General features: G+C 65.4%; 16 protein-coding genes and 1 riboswitch. Of the genes, 12 read left to right on the plus strand and 4 right to left on the minus strand.

Annotated features, from left to right (window positions below):
* Window positions 1–89 precede the first annotated feature (89 nt).
* From KI243_RS16375 to nirD, 11 genes are all read left to right on the plus strand, one after another.
* Window positions 90–968 carry an amino acid ABC transporter permease gene (locus tag KI243_RS16375; RefSeq protein ID WP_017128436.1) on the plus strand — a complete coding sequence of 293 codons (879 nt, stop codon included), beginning with the start codon at window positions 90–92 and terminating at the stop codon, window positions 966–968.
* 20 nt (window positions 969–988) lie between these two features.
* Window positions 989–1,753: an amino acid ABC transporter ATP-binding protein gene (locus KI243_RS16380; protein WP_017128437.1), complete on the plus strand. Its 765-nt coding sequence runs from the start codon at window positions 989–991 to the stop codon at window positions 1,751–1,753.
* A 38-nt stretch (window positions 1,754–1,791) separates the two neighbouring features.
* Entirely contained in the window at window positions 1,792–2,610 is an 819-nt protein-coding gene (locus KI243_RS16385; protein ID WP_177109232.1) for an ABC transporter substrate-binding protein, read from the plus strand.
* Window positions 2,611–2,639: 29 nt separating this feature from the next.
* The gene (locus KI243_RS16390; RefSeq protein WP_017128439.1) at window positions 2,640–3,482 is read left to right on the plus strand and encodes a polysaccharide deacetylase; all 843 of its coding nucleotides are present in this window, start codon (window positions 2,640–2,642) and stop codon (window positions 3,480–3,482) included.
* Entirely contained in the window at window positions 3,475–4,413 is a 939-nt protein-coding gene (locus KI243_RS16395) for a polysaccharide deacetylase (protein ID WP_244861720.1), read from the plus strand. The genes KI243_RS16390 and KI243_RS16395 overlap by 8 nt, the downstream gene beginning before the upstream one ends.
* Window positions 4,406–5,761: an MmgE/PrpD family protein gene (locus tag KI243_RS16400; protein ID WP_212809337.1), complete on the plus strand. Its 1,356-nt coding sequence runs from the start codon at window positions 4,406–4,408 to the stop codon at window positions 5,759–5,761. Before KI243_RS16395 ends, KI243_RS16400 begins: the two co-directional genes overlap by 8 nt.
* A 143-nt stretch (window positions 5,762–5,904) precedes the next feature.
* Window positions 5,905–7,077 carry an MFS transporter gene (locus KI243_RS16405; RefSeq protein ID WP_212809339.1) on the plus strand — a complete coding sequence of 391 codons (1,173 nt, stop codon included), beginning with the start codon at window positions 5,905–5,907 and terminating at the stop codon, window positions 7,075–7,077.
* Between the two features lie 157 nt (window positions 7,078–7,234).
* The gene (locus tag KI243_RS16410) at window positions 7,235–7,954 is read left to right on the plus strand and encodes an HPP family protein (RefSeq protein WP_177082615.1); all 720 of its coding nucleotides are present in this window, start codon (window positions 7,235–7,237) and stop codon (window positions 7,952–7,954) included.
* A 315-nt stretch (window positions 7,955–8,269) separates the two neighbouring features.
* Window positions 8,270–12,322, plus strand: a complete 4,053-nt coding sequence (locus KI243_RS16415; RefSeq protein WP_212809341.1) for a bifunctional nitrate reductase/sulfite reductase flavoprotein subunit alpha — start codon at window positions 8,270–8,272, stop codon at window positions 12,320–12,322.
* A gap of 378 nt (window positions 12,323–12,700) precedes the next feature.
* Window positions 12,701–15,259: a nitrite reductase large subunit NirB gene (gene nirB / locus KI243_RS16420; RefSeq protein ID WP_212809343.1), complete on the plus strand. Its 2,559-nt coding sequence runs from the start codon at window positions 12,701–12,703 to the stop codon at window positions 15,257–15,259.
* Window positions 15,259–15,633 (plus strand): nitrite reductase small subunit NirD, encoded by a 375-nt coding sequence (gene nirD, locus KI243_RS16425; protein ID WP_212809345.1) that lies wholly within the window; start codon window positions 15,259–15,261, stop codon window positions 15,631–15,633. The genes nirB and nirD overlap by 1 nt, the downstream gene beginning before the upstream one ends.
* A 34-nt stretch (window positions 15,634–15,667) precedes the next feature.
* Here the strand turns inward: nirD and KI243_RS16430 are convergent, their stop codons facing one another.
* The 4 genes from KI243_RS16430 to cobW are packed head-to-tail and all read right to left on the minus strand — an operon-like array spanning window position 15,668 to window position 22,201.
* The gene (locus tag KI243_RS16430) at window positions 15,668–16,417 is read right to left on the minus strand and encodes a VWA domain-containing protein (RefSeq protein WP_212809347.1); all 750 of its coding nucleotides are present in this window, start codon (window positions 16,415–16,417) and stop codon (window positions 15,668–15,670) included.
* On the minus strand, window positions 16,342–17,343 hold the full coding sequence (locus tag KI243_RS16435) for an AAA family ATPase (RefSeq protein WP_212809349.1): 1,002 nt from the start codon (window positions 17,341–17,343) through the stop codon (window positions 16,342–16,344). Before KI243_RS16435 ends, KI243_RS16430 begins: the two co-directional genes overlap by 76 nt.
* Before the next feature lie 12 nt (window positions 17,344–17,355).
* The gene (gene cobN / locus KI243_RS16440; RefSeq protein ID WP_212809351.1) at window positions 17,356–21,129 is read right to left on the minus strand and encodes a cobaltochelatase subunit CobN; all 3,774 of its coding nucleotides are present in this window, start codon (window positions 21,127–21,129) and stop codon (window positions 17,356–17,358) included.
* Window positions 21,130–21,133: 4 nt separating this feature from the next.
* Entirely contained in the window at window positions 21,134–22,201 is a 1,068-nt protein-coding gene (cobW, locus tag KI243_RS16445; RefSeq protein ID WP_017128449.1) for a cobalamin biosynthesis protein CobW, read from the minus strand.
* 236 nt (window positions 22,202–22,437) lie between these two features.
* A riboswitch (cobalamin riboswitch) is annotated at window positions 22,438–22,643 on the minus strand.
* 90 nt (window positions 22,644–22,733) lie between these two features.
* Here cobW and KI243_RS16450 point away from each other — a divergent pair.
* Window positions 22,734–24,023 (plus strand): glycosyltransferase, encoded by a 1,290-nt coding sequence (locus KI243_RS16450; RefSeq protein WP_177146628.1) that lies wholly within the window; start codon window positions 22,734–22,736, stop codon window positions 24,021–24,023.
* The last annotated feature ends 9 nt before the right edge of the window (window positions 24,024–24,032 follow it).

Below are 24,032 nucleotides of genomic sequence, written 5' to 3' on the forward strand. Positions count from 1 at the left end.
GACACTGTGGGGGCGGGCTTGCCCGCGAAGCTTCTGGCGATCCCGAGATCGCCTTCACGGGCAAGCCCGCTCCCACATGGAGAAACACCATGAGCCAGACCCAGGCAGAACGCCTCCTCGCCGAGCGCAAGCAGGCCGAGAACCAGTTCGACATTACCCAGTACGAGCACGTGCCCCGGCGTTACTACGGGCGGATATTCTTCGCCACGGTGATCGTCATCGCCCTCGTCGGACTGGCCCGCGCCTTCGCCAATGGCCAGATCGAATGGGCCTATATCGGTCAGTTCTTCACTGCCAAGTCAATCCTGACCGGCCTGCTGAATACGCTGATCATGGCCGTCCTCGCGATGATCCTGGGCATTGTCTTCGGCGTGATCACCGCGATCATGCGCATGTCGAGCAACCCGATCCTGCGCTACGTGGCGATCACCTACACCTGGCTGTTCCGCGGCACCCCGCTGATCCTCCAGTTGCTGCTGTGGTTCAACCTGGCGCTGATCTTCCCCACCGTCGGGATTCCCGGACTGTTCCAGCTCGACACCGTGAGTCTGATGACCCCGTTCGTCGCGGCGCTCCTGGGCCTGAGCATCAACCAGGGTGCCTATACCGCCGAAGTGGTGCGTGCCGGCCTGCTGTCGGTGGACACCGGCCAGTATGAAGCGGCCAAGTCCATCGGCATGCCACGCCTGCAGGCCCTGCGCCGGATCATCCTGCCCCAGGCCATGCGCATCATCATTCCGCCGGTGGGCAACGAATTCATCAGCATGGTCAAGGCGACCAGCCTGGCGAGCGTGATCCAGTATTCGGAGCTGCTCTACAACGCCCAGAACATCTACTACGCCAACGCCCGCGTGATGGAGCTGCTGATGGTCGCCGGTATCTGGTACCTGCTCGCCATCACCGTCCTGTCCTTTGGTCAAAGCCGTCTGGAACGCCGATTCGCCCGCGGCGCCGGCAAGCGTTCGTAAGCGTCCTGGAGAATTCGAACATGAGAAGCATCGTCAAGGCCGTGAGCCTGAACAAATACTACGACTCGTTCCACGCCCTCAAGGACGTCAGCATCGAAGTCGAACAAGGCGAAGTGCTGTGCATCATCGGCCCGTCCGGCTCCGGCAAGAGCACCCTGCTGCGCTGCGTCAACCAGTTGGAGAAGATCGACAAGGGCGGCCTCTGGGTCGACGGCGAGCTGGTCGGCTACCGCATTGCCGGCAACAAGCTGCACGAGCTCAACGAAGCGCAGATCGCCCGCCAGCGCCTGGCCACCGGCATGGTGTTCCAGCGCTTCAACCTGTTCCCGCACATGACCGTGCTGGAAAACATCATCGAAGGCCCGGTCCAGGTCCTCAAGCGTTCGCCCAAGGAGTCCGTCGAGGAAGCCCTGGAGCTGCTGGCCCGGGTCGGCCTGGCCGACAAGCGCAACAGCTACCCCATCGAGCTGTCCGGCGGCCAGCAGCAACGGGTGGCCATCGCCCGGGCCCTGGCGATGCGACCCAAGCTGATGCTGTTCGATGAACCCACTTCGGCACTCGACCCGGAACTGGTCGGTGAGGTGCTGTCGGTGATGCGCGATCTGGCGCGCACCGGCATGACCATGATCGTCGTCACCCATGAGCTGGGCTTCGCACGCGAAGTCTCGAACCGCATGGTGTTCATGGACGGCGGGCAGATCGTGGAGGAAGGAAGCCCCGAAGAAATACTAATAAACCCACAGAACCCTCGCACCCAAAGCTTCATTTCTGCCGTTCGAACCTAGGTTCACCTGGACCTCACAACACTCATAAGAGAACGACCATGAAGAATTACGTAATCCCAGCAGTACTCGCCGGCCTGATGGCTTCCAGCTTCACCTGGGCCGCCGAGTTGCCCGCCAGCATCAAGGCCAAGGGCTTTATCACCGCGGCGATCATGCCCAACTACCCGCCGATGGACTTCAAGGACCCGGCCACCAACGAACTCACCGGTGTCGACTACGAACTGGGCAACGCCCTGGCCGAGCGCCTGGGCGTGAAGATGCAATGGCAGGAAACCTCCTTCGAGCAGATGGTCAACGCCCTGACCACCAAGCGCGTGGACATCGTGCTGTCGGGCATGACCGACACCGCCGAGCGCCAGAAGGCCGTGGATTTCGTCGACTACTTCACCAGCGGTTCGCAGTTCTACACCCTGGAGAAGAACAAGGACATCAACCAGATGACCGATATCTGCGGCAAGACCGTCGGTACCAGTCGGCGTACCACCTTCCCGGCGGAAATCGCCGCCTGGAGCAGCGCCCACTGCCCGGCTGACAAGCAGATCAAGGTCATCGGCACCGAAGGTTCGGCCGACGCCCGCGCGCAACTGCGCCAGAGCCGCATCAACGCCGCCGTGCAAGGCAGCGAGACCCTGCCGTACCTGGCGACCCAGGAAAAGAACACCTTCAAGATCATCGGTACGCCGATGACCGTGCAATTCACCGGGATCGGCGTGAGCAAGGAAAACCAGGAACTGCGTGACGCCATCCAGGCCGCCCTGCAGGGCATGATCGCCGACGGCAGCTACCAGGCCATCCTGAAGAAATGGGAACTGACGGTGGGCGCGATCGACACCGTTTCCATCAACAAAGGCCAGTAACCGCTGGTGTAGAGAAGGAATAGCCACCCATGTCCCCGACACCGACCTGGCCGGGCGGGCATAAAGCCTGCCTGGCCCTGGCCTTCGACCTCGACGGGCCCACCGGCGATGCCATGCTCGACGACTCGATCTGGCACAAGCCCGAGTACTTCGGCTTTGGCGGCTACGGCCCGTACCGGGCCCTGCCGCGGCTGCTGGACCTGCTGGAAGAGTTTCGCCTGCCGACCACTTTCTTCGTCCCGGCCTGGGTCGTGGAAAACTGGCCGCGCCAATGCCAGGCGATCATCGAGCGCGGACATGAGGTGGCCTACCACGGCTACAAACACGAATCCTTTTACGCCCTTTCGCTGGACCAGCAGAAGGACGTGATGAAGAAATGCCGCGAGGTGTTCTGGCAACACCTGAATATCCGCGCCGAGGGCTTTCGCACGCCGTCCGGCGACTGGCATGCCGAAACCCCGGCGATGCTGGTGGAAGCCGGCGTGACCTATTCCAGCAGCATGCGCGGGGATGATCGGCCGTACCTGGTCAATGTCCCCGGCCACCGCCAGCCGCTGGTGGAGATCCCCGGTCGCTGGGAAATGGATGACTACGCCTCCATCGCCTACACCCGCGGGCCGGACTTCCCGTCCGGGCTGGATCGCACCGCCAGCTACGAGCTGACCCTCGACAACTGGTGCCGCGAGTTCGACGGCGCCGCGGACGAGGGCCTGTGCCTGACCACCCTGTTCCACCCCAAGATCACCGGCAAGCCAGGGCGCCTGTTGTTGCTCGAGCGGCTGTTCGAACATATGCGCCAGCGCGATGACGTCTGGTTTGCCACCTGCCGCGAGGTCGCCCAGTGGTGGCTCAAGGAGCATCATCATGGCTGAGTTCCAACGCACGCCAGTGCCAAGGCCCGTGTTCAAGAGCCCCTGGCCCGCGCCGTATCACAGCGCGGTGGTGATCACCGTCGACTACAACGATATCCACGGCATCCTCACCCAGGCCCCGCAGGTGGCCGGGCGCGACAAGACCCTGTCGGTCTGGCGCTATGGCAGCCAGCGCGGGGTCGAGCGTCTGCTCGGGCTGTTCGACGAGTTACAGGTACGCAGCAGCTGGTGCATTCCCGGTATCGTTGCCGAGGAAAACCCGGCGCATATCCAGGCGATCCTCGCCGGCGGCCATGAGATCGCCTGCGCCGGCTATCGCCACCAGAACTACGACCTGCTCAGCCTGGACCAGCAGAAGGCGGCGCTGGTCCGGGGTTGCGAGACCCTGGCGACATTGACCGGCCAACGGCCGCGAGGCTTCCGGATTCCCGCCGGCAACTGGCTCCCGGGTTTTACCGAGGCTCTGCAGGAACAGGGGATCCGCTGGTCGTCGTCATGGCGCGGCGACGATCTGCCGTTCGCCCACCCCACCGCCCCCCGGTTGATCGAACTGCCGTTGCACTATGAGCTGGAAGACGAACCCTACTTCGCCTTCAACCTCAGTCCCGCCGTGCCGCCAGCGCAATCAAGGATCGCCTCCTACAGCCATACCCTGGGCAACATGCAGATGGACTTTGCCGGTTTCCACCGTTTCGGTCTGTGCTACGTGCTGCGCCTGCACCCGGAAATCATCGCCACCCCGGGTCGTATCGGCGTGCTGCGCGAACTGCTCCAGAGCATCCAACGGCACGAAGATGTGTGGATTGCCAGTGCCGAAGAGGTCGCCCAGTGGTGGGCCGGGAGCGCCGCACCGATGACAGAGGACCACCCGGCCGCGGTCTACGAGCGGCACTACCGAACCTACCCGCCCAGGACCTCCCACCATGAGTGAACGCTTACAGCGCCTGGTGCGCTTTTGTGTTGAAAGCCGTTTCGAAGACCTGCCCGCCGCCCTGGTCGAACAAGCCAAACGGCATATCCTCGACACCTTCGGCGCGGCCCTCGCCGGGGCCGACAGCGAAGTCGCGCTCGGCGTCCGGCGCGCCCTGGACCTGGCGCCTGATGGCCCCGCGCCAATCTGGGGCACCGGCTTGCGTACCCAGGCCAGCCAGGCCGCGCTGCTCAACGGCATCGCCGCCCATGCCCTGGAACTGGACGATACCGGTGGCTGCGACCATTCCGGCGCTGTGGTGTTGCCGGCGGTGATGGCGGCCGTCAGTGGCTGTAGCGAGCCCGTCAGCGGCAAGGAACTGATCTGTGCCGTGGTGATCGGCTACGAAGTCGGCCGCCGGGTACTGGAGGCCTGCGGCGGCTACGAGCAGCACAACGGTGCCGGCTGGCACTCCACCGCGACCTGCGGGGTGTTCGGCGCGGCCGCGGCCTGCGGTCGGCTTTTCGGCCTGGACGCCGCACAGATGACGTCGGCGCTGGGCATCGCCGCCAGTTTCAGCGGCGGACTCTGGGCGTTTATCCACGACGGCTCGCAAAGCAAGCGCCTGCACAGCGGACGCGCCGCCGAAGGCGGGTTGCTGGCGGCGCGTTTCGCCCGCGAGGGTATCAGCGGACCCGGCCAGGTGTTCGACGATGTCTGGGGTGGTTTCCTGCAGACCCTGGCCGGGGAACAGGCACGGCCCGCGGCGCTGGAGGACGGCCTGGGCCAGGTCTGGAAACTCGCGCGCTGTTCGATCAAGCCTTATGCCTCGTGCCGGGGTACCCATTCGGCCATCGATGCGGTCGGGCTGCTGCTGGATCAATTGCAGGTCGAGGCCCGGCAAGTCGAGAGCGTCGAGGTGTCGCTGTGCGGCTTCCTGGAGAACATGTGCGGCGCACGCGACGCCCGTTCGCTGGCCGGCGCGCAGATGAGCCTGCCCTACGCCCTGGCGGCGCGCCTGGCATTCGGGCATGTGCGCCTGGAAGCCTATGCCGAGGAAAACCGCCGCTCGCCGGACATCGCCCGCTGGATGTCGCGGATCCACCTGGAGGTCGACCCGCAACTGTCCGACGCCGGCGAACCCTGGGTGCGGCTGCGCACCACCGACGGGCGCGAGGCGCGGATCTGTGTCGAGGTGCCCCTGGGCGCGCCGGGCAATCCGCTGAGCGACGCCGGCTTGCAGGACAAGTTTTTCAGCCTGGCAACCCGGACGATGCCCAGGGCACGGGCCGAAGCCCTGCTGGAACAGGTGGGGCGACTGGAAGAACTGGAGTCGGTCAGCCTCCTGATGGAGCACGATGCGGCCTGAGGAAACGCGGACATTGTGGGAGCCGGCGTGCCGGCGATGGGCCCGTGAGCCTTGCATGGCCTGATCGGTCGCCATCGCCGGCACGCCGGCTCCTGCAAGGGCCGTGCAAGACGACACAATCAAACAAGGACATAAGCACCACCGTGGCCAACTACTCCCTCGTTATCCGCCGGCTGATGATCTGCTCCGTGACCATCGTCGTCAGCCGCGCGATCACCAGCCCGCTGCTGACCCTGTTCCTCAGCCGCAAGCTGGGCCTGAACCAGCAGGATGTCGGCCTGCTGCTGGGCATCGCGGTCTTTATCGCAACCCTGATGTCGCTCTACGGCGGTTATGTCATCGACCGCCTGGAGAAGCGCCGGCTGCTGATCCTGGCCATGCTCTCCAGCGCCATCGGCTTCACCCTGCTGACCTTTGCCCAGGACCTGTACCTGACCACCCTGACCCTGATCATCACCGAAACCGCCTCGGCGCTGTTCCTGATCGGTTCCAAGGCGATCATCAGCGAAAACCTGCCCATGGGGCAGCGGGCCAAGGTGTTCTCGTTGCGCTACACCCTGACCAATGTCGGCTACGCCACCGGCCCCATGCTCGGCGTGGTCATCGCCGGGGTCCAGCCGCAGGCACCGTTCCTGATCGCCGCCGGGATCGCCTTCTCCAGCATGTTCCTGATGTTCGGCATCGCCCCCCACGCCCAGGCCCTGATCGGCAAGCCGGCGAGCTTTCTCGGCACCCTGTCGACCCTGCGCGGCGACCGCACGCTGATCATGTTCACCTGCGGCAGCCTGCTCAACACTATCGTCCACGGGCGCTACACCTTGTACCTGTCGCAGTTCCTGCTGGTGACCCACAGCAACCAGGATGCCCTGACCACCATGTCGGCGATCCTCGCCTGCAACGCCATCAGCGTGATCCTGCTGCAATACCAGATCGGCCGCTTTCTCAAGCGCGAGCAACTGCGCTACTGGATCGGCGTCGGCACCACCTTCTTCATCGTCGGCCTGATCGGTTTCAGCTACGCCACCAACCTGGTGTCCTGGTGCATCGCGATGTTCATCTTCACCCTCGGCGAAATGATCATCTACCCGGCGGAGTATCTGTTCATCGATACCATCGCCCCGGAAAACCTGCGCGGCAGTTACCTCGGCGCGCAGAACCTCGCTGCCCTGGGCGGCGCCCTGAGCCCGGTGATCTGCGGCTACCTGCTGATCAACACGCCGGCCACCACCATGTTCTATGTGCTCAGCGGCCTCACGGCACTGGGCGGCTGCCTGTGCTTCCTCGCCGGTCGCGGCATCCCTTCACTGCAAAAATAATGCACTTAAGGCGCATTATTATGAATTAGCCAGCGGTTCGCCGGCGCGGCACACTGTGCTGGTTCCTCCCCCAAATGTTGGAACTTTGAAAGGGCTTTGCGCCAGGCGCACAAGCCCTTCTTTTTTTCCGTCGAACCTGAAGTGGACCGTTCTCGCCATGTTTGCCCGCTGGTCACGCCGCCTGTTGCCCGCCGCCCTCAACACCCGCCCCAGCGAATGGAGCCGTGCCGCCATCGGCGTCTCCCTCGGCACGCTGTTCAGTGTCTGGGCCTGTGCCCAGCTGTTCGGCCTGCCGGTGGCCCTGCACCTGATCGGCCCGCTGGGCGCCTCGGCAGTGCTGTTGTTCGCCGTGTCCTCGGGCGCCCTCGCCCAGCCCTGGTCGATCATCGGCAGCTACGGCTGCGCCACGCTGGTGTCGCTGCTGGTGGTGCATTTCCTCGATCGCGGCCTGGGCAGCGCCAGCCTGGCGGTGGGCCTCGCCTTGCTCGCGATGTGCCTGCTGCGTTGCTTGCATCCGCCAGCCGGGGCCCTGGCCCTGCTGATGGTGATCGCCGACCCGGACACCGTGGCGCTGGGCTGGCAGGTCCTGGAACCGGTGATGCTCTCGGCGCTGTGCCTGTTGCTGATTGCCATCGGCTACAACAACCTGACCCGGGTGCGTTATCCCAAGGTGCATGTCGAGCCGCCGGGCACCTTTATCGCCAGCCATGTACCCGGCGAGCCACCGGGCATCACCCGCGCCGACCTGGAACACGCCCTGGCGCAGATGCAAGAGTTCATCGATGTCACCCCCGAGGACTTGGAGCAGTTGATCATCACCTGTGAAGCCCAGGCGAAACGCCGCAGCATCGGCGAGGTGTTTTCCGCCCGGCGCTGAGTTTTCTGCCCCAAGCTGGGGCGGATACCAAGTTGCGCAGTCGTCCACGGTGCAACTTGAGCAGGACGGCGCGGCGGCCATTCGCGGGCAAGCCCGCTCCCACAAAGGCAGCGAGGTCCCTGTGGGAGCGGGCTTGCCCGCGAAGAACCCGCCTGCTCGCCGCGGGCACCGACCACTTGGCGCGAGCCTTGCAGTCATCGGAACAACCACCGTCAACGCTGACGGCTGATTTCACGACAAAGGCGCCGTGTTGCCCCGTTTCGACGGAGTGCGACACAGCGCCTTTTTCATTTCCGGGAACTGCTGGGGGAAACCATGACCCATACCACCGTGCGCAGCGTGTGTCCTTATTGCGGTGTCGGCTGCGGCATCGTCATGGAGGTCCGCGACAATCAGGTGATCAAGGTCAGCGGCGACAAGCAACATCCGACCAACTTCGGGCGTCTTTGCACCAAGGGCAGCACCTGCGCCCAGCCGCTGAACCATTCCGGGCGGATGGAGCAGGCCTTTGTCCGCCACGAACGCAAACGCGACCCGGGCCAGGTGGGCATGGACCAGGCCATCAGCGAAACCGCCCGCCGGCTCAAGGCCATCCTCGAGGAACACGGCCCCGACGCGTTGTCCTTCTATGTCTCCGGGCAGATGTCCCTGGAAGCCCAGTACCTGGCCAACAAACTGGCCAAGGGGTTTGTCCGGACCAATATGATCGAGTCCAACTCGCGCCTGTGCATGGCCAGCGCCGGGGCCGGCTACAAACTGTCGCTGGGAGCCGATGGCCCGCCGGGCTCCTACCAGGATTTCGACAAGGCCAATCTGTTCTTCGTCATCGGCGCGAACATGGCCGATTGTCATCCGATCCTGTTCCTGCGCCTGATGGATCGCCTCAAGTCCGGGGCACGCCTGATCGTCGTCGACCCGCGGCGCAACGCCACCGCCGACAAGGCCGACCTGTTCCTGCAGATCAGGCCGGGCAGCGACCTGGCATTGCTCAACGGCCTGTTGCACCTGCTGCTGAAAAACGGCCACACCGCCCCGGCGTTTATCGAGGCCTTTACCGAGGGCTGGGAAGCCCTCCCGGACTTTCTCGAGGACTACGGCCCGGCACGGGTCGCGACGCTGACCGGCCTGCCCGAGGCGCAGATCCGCCAGGCCGCGCAGTGGATCGGCGAAGCCGCCGAGTGGATGAGTTGCTGGACCATGGGCCTGAACCAGAGCACCCATGGCACCTGGCACACCAATGCGCTGTGCAACCTGCACCTGGCCACCGGGGCGATCTGCCGCCCGGGCAGCGGCCCGTTCTCCCTGACCGGCCAGCCGAACGCCATGGGCGGCCGGGAAATGGGCTACATGGGCCCCGGCTTGCCCGGCCAGCGTTCGGCGCTGGTGGCCGCCGACCGCGATTTCATCGAAGACCTCTGGCAGATCCCCCGTGGCAGCCTGAGCCAGACGGTGGGCGGCGGCAGCGTCGCGCTGTTCGAGGACATGCAGGCCGGCAAGGTCAAGGCCTGCTGGATCATCTGCACCAATCCGGTGGCCTCGCTGCCCAATCGGCAGAAAGTGATCGCCGGACTCCAGGCCGCCGAGCTGGTGATTGCCCAGGATGCCTTTCTCGATACCGAGACCAATGGCTACGCCGACATCCTGTTGCCGGCGGCCTTATGGGCCGAGGCCCAGGGGGTGATGATCAATTCCGAGCGCAACCTGACCCTGATGCGCAAGGCCGTGGACGCCCCGGGCCAGGCCCTGCCCGATTGGCAGATCATCGCCAGGGTAGCCTGTGAAATGGGTTATGCCGACGCGTTCAGCTACGCCAGCGCCGCCGAGGTGTTCGAGGAGATCAAGCGGGCCTGGAACCCGAAGACCGGCTACGACCTGCGGGGCGTCAGTTACGAACGACTGGAGCAGACCCCGTTGCAGTGGCCCTGCGGACCGGATCAGCTACACGACCGCAACCCGATCCGCTATCTGAACGACGGCCTCGGCAAAGCCCGCCAGCCGGCCGCCGATGGCAGTTTCCCGCGCCTGCTGTTCCCCACCGCGAGCGGCAAGGCGATGTTTTTCGCCCGCCCCTGGCAGCCGGCGGCCGATCAGCCCGGCGACCGCTTCCCGATGGTCCTCAACACCGGGCGCTTGCAACACCAATGGCACACCCTGACCAAGACCGGCAAGGTCGCGACCCTGAACAAACTCAATCCCGGCCCCTGTGTCGAGCTCAACCCGCTCGATGCGGCACGCCTGGGGATCGCGGCAAAGGACGCTGTCGAAATCCGTTCGGCCCGTGGTCGCGCGGTATTGCCGGCACAGATCAGCGAACGGGTGTTGCCCGGCAACTGCTTCGCGCCCTTCCACTGGAACGATGTCTACGGCGAGGACCTGGCGATCAATGCCGTCACCAGCGATGCCGTGGACCCGATTTCCCTGCAACCGGAATTCAAGTTCAGCGCCGTGACCCTGAGCCGGGTCGAGACATCCCAGCCTGATCCCCTGCCCTTGCCCTCGCGCACGGAGGCCCCGCACACGATGCAGACCCAAGCCCTGGCCCGGATCCTCGGGCTCGACACGCCGCCCAGTATTCAACTGGCTCCCAGCGAGAATCTCTACCTGCAAGGCTTCCTGTTGGGACTGCGCAGCAGTCAGGCCGTCGCCGGCGTGCCGGCGCTGCCGGCCAATGCGCCGTTGCAGCCGGGCAATCGGCTGATCCTCGAAGGCATCCTCGCCGGCCTGTTCGCCCGTCATGAGCCGCCCCAGGAACAGGTCACGGCGAGTTCTCCAGCAGCCGAAGAGCCACCCTTGCTGCTGCTCTGGTCATCCCAGACCGGTACGGTCGAGGCCTTCGCCAAGTCAGCCGCCGAGCGCCTGCAACAGAAAGGTCATCGGGTCCGGCTGGCATCGATGGACAGTATCCAGGCCCAGGAGCTGAGCCAGACCGGTCGTGCGTTGCTGCTGACCAGCACCTTTGGCGACGGCGATCCGCCGGACAATGCCCATGCCTTCTGGCAGGCCCTGGCGGCGGACAACGCCCCGAGCCTGGCGAACCTGCGTTTTGCCGTGCTGGCCTTCGGTGATTCCAGTTATGACCAGTTCTGCGGTTTCGGCCGCAAGCTCGATGAACGTCTGCACAGCCTCGGGGCGCAGCGCCTGGCCCCTCGGGTCGATTGCGAGCCGGACTACCAGGAGCCGGCCGGCGCCTGGCTGGAGAAGCTCGACTCGGCGCTGTCCGAAAAACCCGCGGCAGTGCCCGCCCCGACTCGCTACAGTCGCCAGCAACCCCTGGCCGCACGCCTGAAACACAACCGCCTGCTCAGCGGCCCCGAGGCCGGCAAGGAGACCCGCCAGTTCATCTTCGACCTTGGCGACAGCGGCCTCGACTACCAGGCCGGCGATGCCCTGGGCGTCTGGCCCAGCCATTGCCCGCGACAGGTGGAACAGCTGATGACCTGCCTGGCAGCCCGGGCCGACGCCGTGGTGACCATCAAGGACCAAACCCCGATGCCACTGGAAGAGGCCCTGAGTCGCCATCTGGAAATCGGCCGGATCAGTCCGGCGCTGCTGCAACTGGTGTTTCAGCGTTCCGGCAGTGCGCAACTCAAGCGCCTGCTGGCCGACGAACACAAGACCGAACTCAAGGACTGGCTCTGGGGCCGGCAACCGGCGGACCTGCTGCGCGAGTTGCAGGTCGACCTCGGGCCGCAGGAACTGGTGGATTGCCTGAAACCCCTGCAACCCAGGCTGTACTCCATTTCATCGAGCCCCAAGGTGCATCCCGGCGAAGTCCATCTGACGGTTTCCACCGTACGCTACGAACATGCCGGACAGTCGCGTTCCGGCAGTTGCTCGGGGTTTCTCGCCGACCGCGCCGAGGGCCTGGAGGTGCCGATCTTCGTCCAGAAGTCGGCCAACTTCCGCCCGCCCGCCGATCCCCGGGCGCCGATGATCATGGTCGGTCCGGGCACTGGCGTGGCACCGTTCCGCGCCTTTCTGCAGGAGCGCCAGGCCATCGGCGCCACGGGCAAGAACTGGCTGTTCTTCGGCGAACAGCATGCCGCCAGCGACTTCTATTACCGCGAGGAACTGGAAGCATGGCTTGAGCAAGGCCATCTGCAACGGCTCGATACCGCGTTCTCCCGGGACCAGGCGCAGAAGATCTACGTGCAGCAACGCATGATCGAGCAAGGCGCGCAGCTCTGGGCCTGGCTGGAGGAAGGCGCGGGCTTTTATGTCTGCGGCGATGCCAGCCGCATGGCGCGGGATGTCGACGCGGCACTCAAGCAGGTGGTACGCAGCCATGGCGGACTGGATGCCGACGAGGCCGTGGCCTATGTCAGCGCCCTGGCGGCGGACAAGCGTTATGTGCGGGATGTGTATTGAATGCTTGCTCGCGTTGAAACTGAATGTTGTGTACGACGCCAACCCTGTGGGAGCGGGCTTGCCCGCGAAAGCGGCCGCAAGGACGCCCCATAACTGGCGACCCGAGCGAAATACGCACCAACAAGGTTCACTTTTCAACCCGAGCCCGGCGCCGCTACTGAAGTAACCCGGCAAACCGGCACTTGGCACGCTCCCTGCTTTTATCCCGTTACTCTCTGCCATGAATGACCAGGCAGACCGTTCAGGTGGTCAACGGCGATCACTCACAGAACAGGAACAAACACCAGGCAAAGGCGCCTGGAGCTTCGGCTCCAGGCGTTTTTTTTGCTTTTTTTTCTGCTGGGCCAGCCGTGATTGGCCGTGATCCGAGGAACTTCCATGAACGCTATCGTGAATGTCGAACGCCGCAAGAAACTGGTGATCGTTGGCAATGGCATGGTCGGGCATCACTGCGTCGAACAACTGATCGAACGCGGTGCCCTGATGCACTTCGAGCTGCATGTCTATGGCGAGGAATGGCAAGCGGCCTATGACCGCGTGCACCTCTCCGAGTATTTTGCCGGCAAGGATGCCCATGCCCTCGCCCTGGGCGAACCGGGGTTGTACGAGCGCCACGGGGTCAACCTGCACCTGGGGGCCGAAGTCCTCGAAATCGACCGGGAGCACCAGGAGATCGTCACCCGCTCCGGACGCCAGGCCTACGACCAACTGATTCTCGCCACCGGTTCCTACCCCTTCGTGCCGCCGATTCCCGGCTCCGAAGGGGCGGCCCGCCTGGTCTACCGGACCCTCGACGATCTCGATGCGATCCGCGCCGCGGCCAGCGATGCCCGTCGTGGCGTGGTGGTCGGCGGCGGCCTGCTGGGACTGGAGGCGGCCAACGCCCTCAAGTCCCTCGGCCTCGAAGCCCATGTGGTGGAGTTCGCCCCCCGGCTGATGCCGGTGCAGCTGGACCATGACGGCGGCGCCGCGCTCAAGGCCCGGATCGAAGGCCTTGGCGTCGGCGTCCATCTGTCCCGCGCGACCCAGGAAATCGTGGCTGGCGAGGACTATCGCTATCGGATGAATTTCGACGGTGGTGAATTTCTCGAAACCGATCTGATCGTGTTCTCCGCGGGGATTCGCCCGCAGGACCTGCTGGGACGCAACAGCGGCCTGGAGATCGCCCCGCGGGGCGGCATCGTCGTCGACTCGCACTGCCAGACCAGCGATCCGGCCATCTCTGCCATCGGTGAATGCGCTTCGTGGAACGGCAGCGTCTTCGGCCTCGTGGCACCGGGCTACAGCATGGCGCGCAATGTCGCCGCACGCCTGGCCGGAGAAACCTTCGACACCTTCAACGGTGCCGACATGTCGACCAAGCTCAAGCTGCTCGGCGTCGATGTCGGCTCCATCGGCGACGCCCACGGTGCGACGCCCGGCGCGCGCAGCTATCGCTTTATCGACGAGGCCAATGCCAGTTACCGGCGCCTGGTGGTCGATGCCGAGGGCAAGAAAGTCATCGGTGCGGTACTGGTGGGTGACAACAGTTACTACGACACCCTGTTGCAGTACGTGCAGAACGCCATTGCCCTGCCCCAGGACCCCGCCGGCCTGATCCTGCCCGTGGGCGAAGGCGCGCCGGCCCTGGGTGCCGATGCACTGCCCGACAGCGCGACCATCTGTTCCTGCCACAACGTCACCAAGGGTGCGATCTGCTGTGCGGTGGACGCCGGTTGCAGCGATCTGTCGGCCCTCAAGGCGCAGACCAAGGCGGCCACCGGCTGCGGCGGTTGCAGCGCCTTGCTCAAGCAGGTCTTCGAGCATGAGCTGATCGCCCGTGGCGTGGCGGTGGACAAGAGCCTCTGCGAACACTTCGCCTACACCCGCCAGGAACTCTACGCCCTGGTGCGGGTGGGCCGGATCGAAACCTTCGAAGCCCTGCTCGCCCAGCATGGCAAGGGCCACACCGGTTGCGATATCTGCAAGCCGGCGGTGGGCTCGATCCTCGCGTCGTGCTGGAACCGGCCAATCATGGACAAGGCGCTGGTGCCGCTGCAGGACACCAATGACACCTTCATGGCCAACATGCAGAAGAACGGCACCTATTCGATCATCCCGCGCATCGCCGCCGGCGAAATCACCCCGGACAAACTGATCGCCCTCGGCGCCGTGGCGAAGAAATACGACCTCTACACCAAGATTACCGGCGGCCAGCGCATCGATCTGTTCGGCGCCCAGTTGCATGAGCTGCCGCAGATCTGGGGCGAGCTGATCGACGCCGGCTTCGAAACCGGCCACGGCTACGGCAAATCCCTGCGCACGGTGAAATCCTGCGTCGGCAGCACCTGGTGCCGCTATGGCGTGCAGGACAGCGTGGCCATGGCCCTGCTCCTGGAAAATCGCTACAAGGGCCTGCGCGCGCCGCACAAGTTCAAGCTGGCGGTGTCCGGCTGCACCCGCGAATGCGCCGAGGCCCAGAGCAAGGACATCGGCGTGATCGCCACCGAGAAAGGCTGGAACCTGTACGTTTGCGGCAACGGTGGCATGCGCCCGCGCCACGCCGAACTGTTCGCCACCGACCTCGATGACGAGACCCTGATCCGCTACGTCGACCGTTTCCTGATGTTCTACATCCGCACTGCCGACCGCCTGCAACGGACCTCGGTCTGGCGCGAAAACCTGGAAGGCGGCCTCGATTTCCTCAAGGCGGTGATCATCGACGACAGCCTGGGCCTGGCCGCCGAGCTGGAAAGCCAGCTGCAACTGGTGGTCGACCGCTACGAATGCGAGTGGGCCAACGCGGTCAGCGACCCGGAAAAACTCAAGCGCTTCCGCACCTTCGTCAACGACCAGCGCGGCGATCCGGACATCCACTTCGTCAAGGAACGCGAGCAGCGCCGGCCGGTGCGCGCACATGAACTCAACCTGATTCCCGCTCATGAGGAGGTGGTCTGATGGGCCAGCCGACAGCACAACACAGCTTTGCCAACGACTTCCAGTGGCAGGCGGTCTGCCGCCGCGAGGACCTGGTGGAAAATTCCGGCGTGGTGGTCTGGTTCCATTGCGCCCAGGTGGCCCTGTTCTACCTGCCCGACGAGGCGCAGGGCCGCACCCTGTATGCCATCGACAACCGCGACCCGCTGTCCGGGGCGAATGTGATCGGTCGCGGCATCGTCGGCAGTATCAAGGGCCAGCCGGTGATCGCCTCGCCGTTGTACAAGCAGCATTTCAATCTCGAGGATGGCATGTGCCTGGAGTACCCGGAGCAGCAACTACGGGTGTGGCCGGTGCGCTGGGTCGGCGATGCGGTGGAGATCGCGGTAGTCTGATCGTTCCCGGCGACGGGCATCCTGAAGTGGCGTTTCAGCTGTTCGATGGCAGCCCCAGGGACTCGATATGCCGGTAGTCGGCCGCGAGCTCAATGGCCAGCTGCCGCGCCCTGCCCAGGCGGATCGGCGCTTTTTCCAGGTCGATCAGCAGGGTCGGGCAGTTGAACGGCGCCGGGGCCGTCCAGGCCTTGAGGCGGCCGTCGGTCAGCACCAGCACCCGTTGCTGCTCCAGGGCAAAGCGCTTTTGCCGCAGTGCCAACCACTCGCCCGCCTCCTGCAAGGCCGCCAGCAAGGGTGTGCCGCCACCCGCTCCCAGGGCCTCCAGCCAGCCGCGCAAGCCACTGGACGCCTTCAGGCCCTGGATCTGCCACTGCGGTCGCTGACCGCTGGCGGTCAATAACGCCAGGCGCGCGCGCTGGCGATAGGCATCGTCGAACAGTTGCGCCAGCAGGCCCTTGGCATCGCTCAGGGCCTGGTGCCGGCGGATGGACGCCGAGGCATCGACAATCACCAGCCACAATTCATGGGGCGAGCTGCTGCGCGGACGGAAACGCAAGTCACGTCGCACTCGTGGCCGGCCGCCCAGCAAGGTCTCGACCCAACTGATCGCCCCGTCTTCCCCGGCCCTTGCCGCGCCCTGGCGTCCTTTCGGCACCCGGCCCGCACCAGCCCTGGCATTCGCCCCCGGCGTCGGTCGAGGGCGAATGCCTAAGGCTTTTTTGGCCAGCTCGGGATTTCCCGACGAGCCCCCACCGGCAGTACCTGGGCGGGCAACTCGCCCCATTGACCCTGGCCCCGGGCCGGGCTCGATTCGCCTTGCGCAGCGCCGGCGGGGTTCGATGCCGGTGTCGACGGTGGGCTTTCCCGGCGCCGATGACGCAGGGCAAACTCGGCGACCGCTTCGATATCCTCTTCGGCAATCCGTTGCCCACCGCGCCAGGCGGCGTGGGCGCGCGCCGCCCGCAGCCAGACCAGATCGGCCCGCAGGCCATCGACCCCGGCGGCAAAACAGCGCTCGGTGATCTCGGCCAGGGCCTGGTCATCCAGGGCAATGGCCGGCAACAAGGCCCGCGCCTGTTCACAACGCTGGCGCAGCGCCTGTTGCTGTTGCTCCCACTGCTCGCAGAACGCCTCGGGATCGTTGTCGAAGTCCAGCCGGCGCCGAATGATCTGCCCGCGCTCGCCGGGCAGCGGCTGACCGCTCAGCGCCACGTTCAGGCCGAAGCGATCGAGCAGTTGTGGACGCAACTCGCCCTCTTCCGGGTTCATGGTGCCGATCAGCACGAAACGCGCCGCGTGCCGATGGGAAATACCGTCGCGCTCGACCAGGTTGGTACCGCTGGCCGCCACATCGAGCAGCAGGTCCACCAGATGATCAGCCAGCAGGTTGACCTCGTCGACGTACAACACACCGCCATCGGCCTTGGCCAGCACGCCCGGGGAAAACTGCGCCCGGCCTTCGCCCAGGGCCGCATCCAGGTCAAGGGTGCCGACCAGGCGCTCCTCGGTGGCGCCGAGCGGCAGGGTGACGAACTGCCCGCTGGCGAGCAGATCCGCCAGCCCCCGGGCCAGGGTCGACTTGGCCATGCCGCGCGGCCCCTCGATCAGCACGCCACCGATCTTCGGATCGATGGCGGTCAGGCACAGCGCCAGCTTCAGCGCATCGGCACCGACCACCGCCGACAGCGGGAAATGCGGGGAGTCACTCATTGTCCATATACCTCAGGAATCTTCTTCTATATCCAGCAGCAGGTTTTCCAGGGCCTCGCGATAGTCCCCCGGCTCACTCCACAAGCCACGCTGCTGGGCCTCCAGCATGCGCTCGGTCATATCCCGCAAGGCATGGGGATTGTGCTCGCGGACAAACTCGCGGGTATCGGCATCGAGCAGATAGGCATCGGCCAGCAAGGCGTACTGGTGGTCGTCGATCAAATGCGTCGTGGCATCGAAGGCAAACAGGTTGTCGACCGTCGCCGCCAGCTCGAAGGCGCCCTTGTAACCGTGGCGCTTGACCCCGTCAATCCACTTCGGATTGGCTGCCCGGGAACGGATCACCCGGTTCAGCTCTTCCTTGAGGGTGCGCACCTTCGGCAGGTCCGGCTGGCTGTGGTCGCCATGGTAGCTGGCCGCGCTTTCGCCACTGAGGCTTTCCACGGCCGCCAGCATGCCACCCTGGAACTGGTAGTAATCGTTGGAATCGAGCAGGTCGTGCTCGCGGTTGTCCTGATTCTGCAGCACCGCCTGCACCTGGCTCAGGCGGCGGGCAAACAGGTCCCTGGCGGCCGTGCCTTCGTCGGTGCCGCCGTAGGCGTAGCCCCCCCAGTTCAGGTAGACCTCGGCGAGGTCGTCGCGGCTTTGCCACAAGCGCCCATCGATGGCGTTCTGCACACCGGCGCCATAGGCCCCCGGCTTGGCGCCGAAGATCCGCCAGCCGGCCTGGCGCGCAGCCTGCTGCGCATCGAGCCCCTCGGCCTGCAGTTGCTCGCGTTCGTGGCGCACCTTGGCCGCCAGCGGGTTCATGTCCGCGGGCTCGTCCAGTGCCGCCACTGCCTGTACCGCCGCGTCGAACAGGCGGATCAGGTTGGCGAAGGCATCGCGGAAGAACCCCGAGACCCGCAGGGTGACGTCCACCCGCGGGCGGTCCAGCAGGCTCAGCGGCAGGATCTCGAAGTCATCGACCCGCTGGCTGCCCGTGGCCCAGACCGGACGCACGCCCATCAACGCCATTGCCTGGGCGATATCGTCGCCACCGGTGCGCATGGTCGCCGTGCCCCAGACCGACAGGCCGAGCTGGCGCAGGTGATCGCCGTGGTCCTGCAGGTGCCGTTCGAGAATCAGGTTGGCCGATTGGAAGCCGATCCGCCAGGCCGTGGTGGTCGGCAGGTTGCGCACATCCACGGAAAAGAAATTACGCCCGGTGGGCAGTACGTCGAGGCGCCCGCGACTCGGCGCGCCGCTGGGCCCGGCCGGCACGAAGCGCCCCTGCAGGGCCGCCAGCAGTCCTTGCATCTCGGCCGGACCGCAAGCATCCAGGCGCGGCGCGACGGTGCTCAACAAGCCCTCGATAATGCTGCGTACATCGGCCCAGGGTGGCGTATCCGGCACGACAGCCGATCCTTCCAGGGACTGCTCGATCAGTTGCGCAGCATACAGTTCCAGGCGCTCGCGGCTGTCGCCGGCCGTACGCCAGGCTTGCTCGCTGAGCGCCTGCAAGGCCTGGGGGCGGCTGCCGGTCCAGGGCTCGGCCAGGGCACAATCAAGCGGGTCGAAGCCCAGCTCGAAGGCCTTGGCCAGTGCTCGCAGCAGGCTCGATTGGGCGCCCCGGCCATCGCCACGGGGAATCCGCAGCAGCGCCAGCAGGGTATCGATGCGCAGGCGCCCGTCCGGCGATTCGCCGAAGACATGCAGGCCATCGCGAATCTGCGACTCCTTCAAGTCGCAGAGGTAGGTGTCCAGGCGCGGCAGCCAGATCGCCGCGTCGGCTTCGCTGTCGAGCCCTGCATCCAGTTGCAGTTCGCGGTCGATGCGGGTCTCGCGGACCAGTTTGAGAATATCCCGCTGCAACTCCCGGGCGCGGCGTGGATCGAGCAACTGCGCTTCGTAGTACTCGTCGGCCAGCAGTTCCAGGTCACGCAACGGCCCGTAGGTTTCGGCCCGGGTCAACGGCGGCATCAGGTGGTCGATGATCACTGCCTGGGTGCGACGCTTGGCCTGGGCGCCCTCGCCCGGATCGTTGACGATAAACGGGTAGATATTCGGCAACGGTCCCAGCAGCGCATCCGGCCAGCAGTTTTCCGACAGGCCGACGCCCTTGCCCGGCAACCATTCCAGGTTGCCGTGCTTGCCGACATGGATCACGCCGTGGGCACCATAGACGTGACGCAACCAGAAATAGAACGCCAGGTAACCGTGGGGCGGCACCAGGTCGGGGTCGTGGTACACCGCACTGGCATCGACCTGGTAACCCCGGGCCGGCTGGATGCCGACAAAGGTCAGGCCGAAACGCAGCCCGGCCACCATCATCCGCCCGCCGCGAAACATCGGATCGTTTTGCGCGTCCCCCCAGCGGTCCAGCACGGCCTGGCGATTGGCTTCGGGCAGGCGCTCGAACAGCGCCTGGTAGTCCGCCAGCGCCAGGCTCTGGTGGCAGGGCCGCAGGTCGAGGCTGTCGAGGTCGTTGCTGACCCCGCCGAGCAAGGCCTGGATCAGCCCGGTGCCGCTGGCGGGCAACTCATCGTTCAACGGATAGCCCTGGGCCTGCAACGCCCGCAGGATATTCAGCGCCGCCGCCGGCGTATCGAGACCGACGCCGTTACCGATGCGCCCGTCGCGGGTCGGATAGTTGGCCAGGATCAACGCGATGCGCTTGTCGCCATTGGCGACTTGCGCCAGTTCGACCCAGCGGCGCGCCAGTTCGGCGACAAAGTCCATGCGTTCGGGCTGCGGCCGGTAGCAGACCACATCGCTCTGGCTGCGCTCGCTGCGCCAGGCCAGGCCCTTGAAGCTGATGGGCCGGCTGATGATCCGTCCGTCCAGCTCCGGCAAGGCGATATGCATCGCCAGGTCCCGTGGTCCCAGCCCCTGCTCGCTGGCCTGCCAGCCGGGCTCGTTGTCCTGGGCGCAGATCGCCTGGATCACCGGGATATCGCGGCGAAACGGACGCAGGTGCGGAGCTTCGGGGCTCGACTGGGCGAATCCGGTGGTATTGAGGATCACCGCCGCCGCGACCTCGTCCAGCCAGTCCTCGACCACGGCCAGGCAAGCGGGCTCCTTGAGACTCGCCACGGCAATCGGCAACGGGTTCAGGCCGGCGTTCTGCAAGCGCTGGTAGAACACATCGATAAAGGCGGTGTTGGCCGCCTGCAGATGCGAGCGATAGAACAACACTGCCGCCACCGGCAGACCGGCCTGCCAATCGGCGCGCCAGTCCGCCAGTTGCGCGTCGCCCACCCGCGGGTGGTAGATCGCCGTGCGCGGCAATGTCCGCGGTTCCTGCCAGGGGTAGTCGCGCCCCAGCCAGGTACTGGCCAGGCAGCGGTACAACTGCAAGGCGTTGCCCAGGCCGCCCTGGCGCAGGAAGTGCCAGAGGCGTTCACCCTGTACCGCCGGGACGTTGCTCAGGTCGCTCAGTTCCGGGTCGGGGCGGTCGTCGCCCGGTACCAGGATCAGCGTCACGTCGCGCTCGGCCAGTTGCACCAGGCGCTCGATGCCATAACGCCAATAGCCGATGCCGCCGTGCAGTGACAGCAGGATGACCTTGGCGTGCTGCAAGACCTGGTCGACATAGAGATCTACCGAGGCATGATTCTGCACCTGCATCGGGTTGGCCAGACGCAGGCTGGGGTAGTCGTCCGGCAATTGCCGCGCCGCTTCGGCGAGCAACGCCAGGCTGGAATCGCCGCTGCACAGGATCACCAGCTCGGCGGGGGTTTGTCCAAGGTCGGCGATATTGTCGTCCGACACGAAGCCGCCGGGCTGGGTCCTGAGCAGATGCATGGGGTCAGGCCGTCAGTGCGGCGCGCAGGGTCGATTCGAGCAGCGCGGCATCCAGTTCCTGGCCGATCAGCACCAGGCGGGTGACCCGCGGCTCGTCGGCGCCCCAGGCGCGATCGAAGTGTTTGTCGAAGCGCGTGCCCACGCCCTGGATCAGCAGGCGCATCGGCTTGTTCGGGATCGCGGCGAAGCCCTTGATGCGCAGGATGCCATGTTGCACCACCAACTGGGTCAGGGCATCGAGCAGCAGGCTTTCGTCGGCTTGCGGCAGCTCGATGGAGATCGAATCAAAGGCATCGTGGTCGTGGTCATCGTGGTCGTCACCGTCGTGGTGATGATCGTGGTGACTGTGACGACCGTCGATATGTTCCTCGGAACCGGCGCCCAGCCCCAGCAACACGTCCAGCGGCAGGCGACCGCTGCTGGCTTCGATGACCTTCACCGCCGGCGGCAGCTCTTCGGCCACTTCCAGGCGGACCTTGGCCAGGTCTTCGGGGCTGATCAGGTCGGCCTTGTTGAGGATCACCAGGTCGGCGCTGGACAGTTGGTCGGCGAATAGTTCGTGCAGCGGCGACTCATGGTCCAGGTTCGGGTCAAGCTTGCGCTGGGCATCCACCTGGTCCGGGAACGCGGCAAAGGTACCGGCGGCCACGGCCGGGCTGTCGACCACGGTGATCACCGCGTCGACGGTGCAGGCACTGCGGATTTCCGGCCACTGGAACGCCTGGACCAGCGGCTTGGGCAGTGCCAGGCCGGAGGTTTCGATGAGGATATGGTCGAGGTCGCCGCGACGTGCCACCAGCTCGCGCATCACCGGGAAGAACTCTTCCTGCACGGTGCAGCACAGGCAGCCGTTGGCCAGTTCATAGACACGGCCGTTGGCTTCCTCCTCGGTGCAGCCGATGGAGCACTGCTTGAGGATCTCGCCATCGATACCGAGTTCGCCGAACTCGTTGACGATCACCGCGATACGGCGACCCTGGGCGTTGTCCAGCATATGGCGCAGCAAGGTGGTCTTGCCCGAGCCGAGAAAGCCGGTAACGATGGTGACGGGAAGTTTGGCCAGTGTTTTCATCGGATGCCCTTTGGCAAAAGTAGCGGGCATACGGGACGAAAGCCGCCGCCCTGAAGGGCACGGGAAAGTTCGTCTCCGGATCACCCCGCCCGGTTACGGGACTATCTGCAACTGCCTGCGCGACGATCATGCTGCGTTAAAAACAGGCTCGCAATGCTCATGTAGGCCCCTACACTCCGCTTGCTCGCCTGGTTCTGCCTTGCCTGATCGCCGCTCGGCCAGTTTCTTATAGTCCCTGTCAGAATCTGTCACGAGGCAGGTCTCCTGGCTTGCGGTCGGGCGTACGGAATACTCCGATCACCGGGTCTCGCGCCTTCCCGCCCGGGGGCAGTGGCCATGCAAGACTGTCAAACCGCTCACAGTTGCGGGGGCAGCCGCGGCATACCGCGTTCCCTTCTTAGCTTCGGCCGGATGCCGAAGAACCTCGAACGTGCAAGGCTACGCAGTGCATGGGAACAGGTCAATCTCGGCAGCCGCTGTGGTTTAATTGCGCCCCTTCTCCTGCCCTGCCCGCTTCAAGGAATTGCTGCCCATGAGTGCCACCGACACCACCCACGTCCTGGTTATCGGTTATGTCTGGCCCGAACCCCGTTCCTCGGCCGCCGGCGGGCACATGATGCAGATCCTCGAAAGCTTCCTCGAAGCCGGCTGGCGCATCACCTTCGCCAGCCCCGCCAGCGTCGGCGAACACAAGGCCGACCTGCAAGGCCTGGGCATCGCCGAACAGGCCATCGAACTCAACAACAGCAGTTTCGACGGTTTTATCCGCGAGTTGCAGCCGGATGTGGTGCTGTTCGACCGCTTCATGATGGAAGAGCAGTTCGGCTGGCGGGTCGAGAAACATTGCCCCAGCGCCCTGCGCGTGCTGGAGACCTCGGACCTGCAAAGCCTGCGCGATGCGCGCCAGCAGCAGCTCAGGGAACGCCTGAAGGCCGATCCGGACCCGAACGATTTCACGGCGCTGTTCGCCCCCGACCTGGACGAAGTGTTCCGGCAGATGAGCGATACCGACCTGGCCCAACGGGAGATCGCCGCGATCTATCGCTCGGACCTGAGCCTGATGATTTCCGATGTCGAGATCAGGCTGCTGACCGAGCAGTTCAGGTTGCCAGCGGCCCTGCTGCACTGGTGCCCGCTGATGGTCGAGCAGCCCGTGGCGTTCACCCCCTTCGAGGATCGAGCGCATTTTCTCAGCATCGGCAACTTCCGCCATGCGCCGAACTGGGACGCGGTGCTCTGGATGAAAACCACCCTCTGGCCGTTGATCCGCCAGCAATTGCCCGGCGCGCAGTTGCATGTCTACGGTGCCTACACGCCGCCCAAGGCAACGGCGCTGCACAACCCCGCCCAAGGCTTTCATGTGATGAACTGGGCCGAGGATGCCCTGCAGGTGATGAGTGCCGCGCGCATCTGCCTGGCGCCGTTGCGCTTTGGCGCCGGCATCAAGGGCAAGCTCGCCGATGCCATGCTCTGCGGCACGCCGAACGTCACCACGCCGATTGGCGCCGAGGCGATGCACGGTGACCTGCCCTGGCCCGGCGCTGTCGCGACCAGCGCCGAGGCCCTGGCACAGGCAGCGGTCCGGTTGTACCAGGATCCGTCTTCATGGCAGCAGGCCCAGGCCGACGGCAAGGCCCTGCTGGCCGCCCGTTACGACCGGCGCGTCCACGGTCCGGCCCTGGTGGCGCGTATCGAACAGTGCCGGCAACAACTGGTCCGGCATCGCCGCGATAATTTCACCGGCGCGATGCTGCGTCATCATCACCACAAGAGCACCCAGTACATGGCCCAGTGGATCGAAGCGAAAAACCGCACGATCTGAAGGCCATAT

Origin of the sequence: Pseudomonas sp. Ost2 (assembly GCF_018326065.1) — a bacterium.
GTDB classification, from domain to species: Bacteria; Pseudomonadota; Gammaproteobacteria; order Pseudomonadales; family Pseudomonadaceae; genus Aquipseudomonas; species Aquipseudomonas gingeri.

Bases quoted from the DNA above. Each gene is read 5' to 3' on its own strand.
- KI243_RS16385 (WP_177109232.1), top strand. From the start codon at position 1,792: ATGAAGAATTACGTAATCCCAGCAGTACTCGCCGGCCTGATGGCTTCC.
- nirB (WP_212809343.1), top strand. From the start codon at position 12,701: ATGAACGCTATCGTGAATGTCGAACGCCGCAAGAAACTGGTGATCGTT.
- cobN (WP_212809351.1), bottom strand. From the start codon at position 21,129: ATGCATCTGCTCAGGACCCAGCCCGGCGGCTTCGTGTCGGACGACAAT.
- KI243_RS16415 (WP_212809341.1), top strand. From the start codon at position 8,270: ATGACCCATACCACCGTGCGCAGCGTGTGTCCTTATTGCGGTGTCGGC.
- KI243_RS16390 (WP_017128439.1), top strand. From the start codon at position 2,640: ATGTCCCCGACACCGACCTGGCCGGGCGGGCATAAAGCCTGCCTGGCC.
- KI243_RS16380 (WP_017128437.1), top strand. From the start codon at position 989: ATGAGAAGCATCGTCAAGGCCGTGAGCCTGAACAAATACTACGACTCG.
- KI243_RS16375 (WP_017128436.1), top strand. From the start codon at position 90: ATGAGCCAGACCCAGGCAGAACGCCTCCTCGCCGAGCGCAAGCAGGCC.
- KI243_RS16400 (WP_212809337.1), top strand. From the start codon at position 4,406: ATGAGTGAACGCTTACAGCGCCTGGTGCGCTTTTGTGTTGAAAGCCGT.
- nirD (WP_212809345.1), top strand. From the start codon at position 15,259: ATGGGCCAGCCGACAGCACAACACAGCTTTGCCAACGACTTCCAGTGG.
- KI243_RS16450 (WP_177146628.1), top strand. From the start codon at position 22,734: ATGAGTGCCACCGACACCACCCACGTCCTGGTTATCGGTTATGTCTGG.
- KI243_RS16395 (WP_244861720.1), top strand. From the start codon at position 3,475: ATGGCTGAGTTCCAACGCACGCCAGTGCCAAGGCCCGTGTTCAAGAGC.
- KI243_RS16430 (WP_212809347.1), bottom strand. From the start codon at position 16,417: ATGGGGCGAGTTGCCCGCCCAGGTACTGCCGGTGGGGGCTCGTCGGGA.
- cobW (WP_017128449.1), bottom strand. From the start codon at position 22,201: ATGAAAACACTGGCCAAACTTCCCGTCACCATCGTTACCGGCTTTCTC.
- KI243_RS16410 (WP_177082615.1), top strand. From the start codon at position 7,235: ATGTTTGCCCGCTGGTCACGCCGCCTGTTGCCCGCCGCCCTCAACACC.
- KI243_RS16435 (WP_212809349.1), bottom strand. From the start codon at position 17,343: ATGAGTGACTCCCCGCATTTCCCGCTGTCGGCGGTGGTCGGTGCCGAT.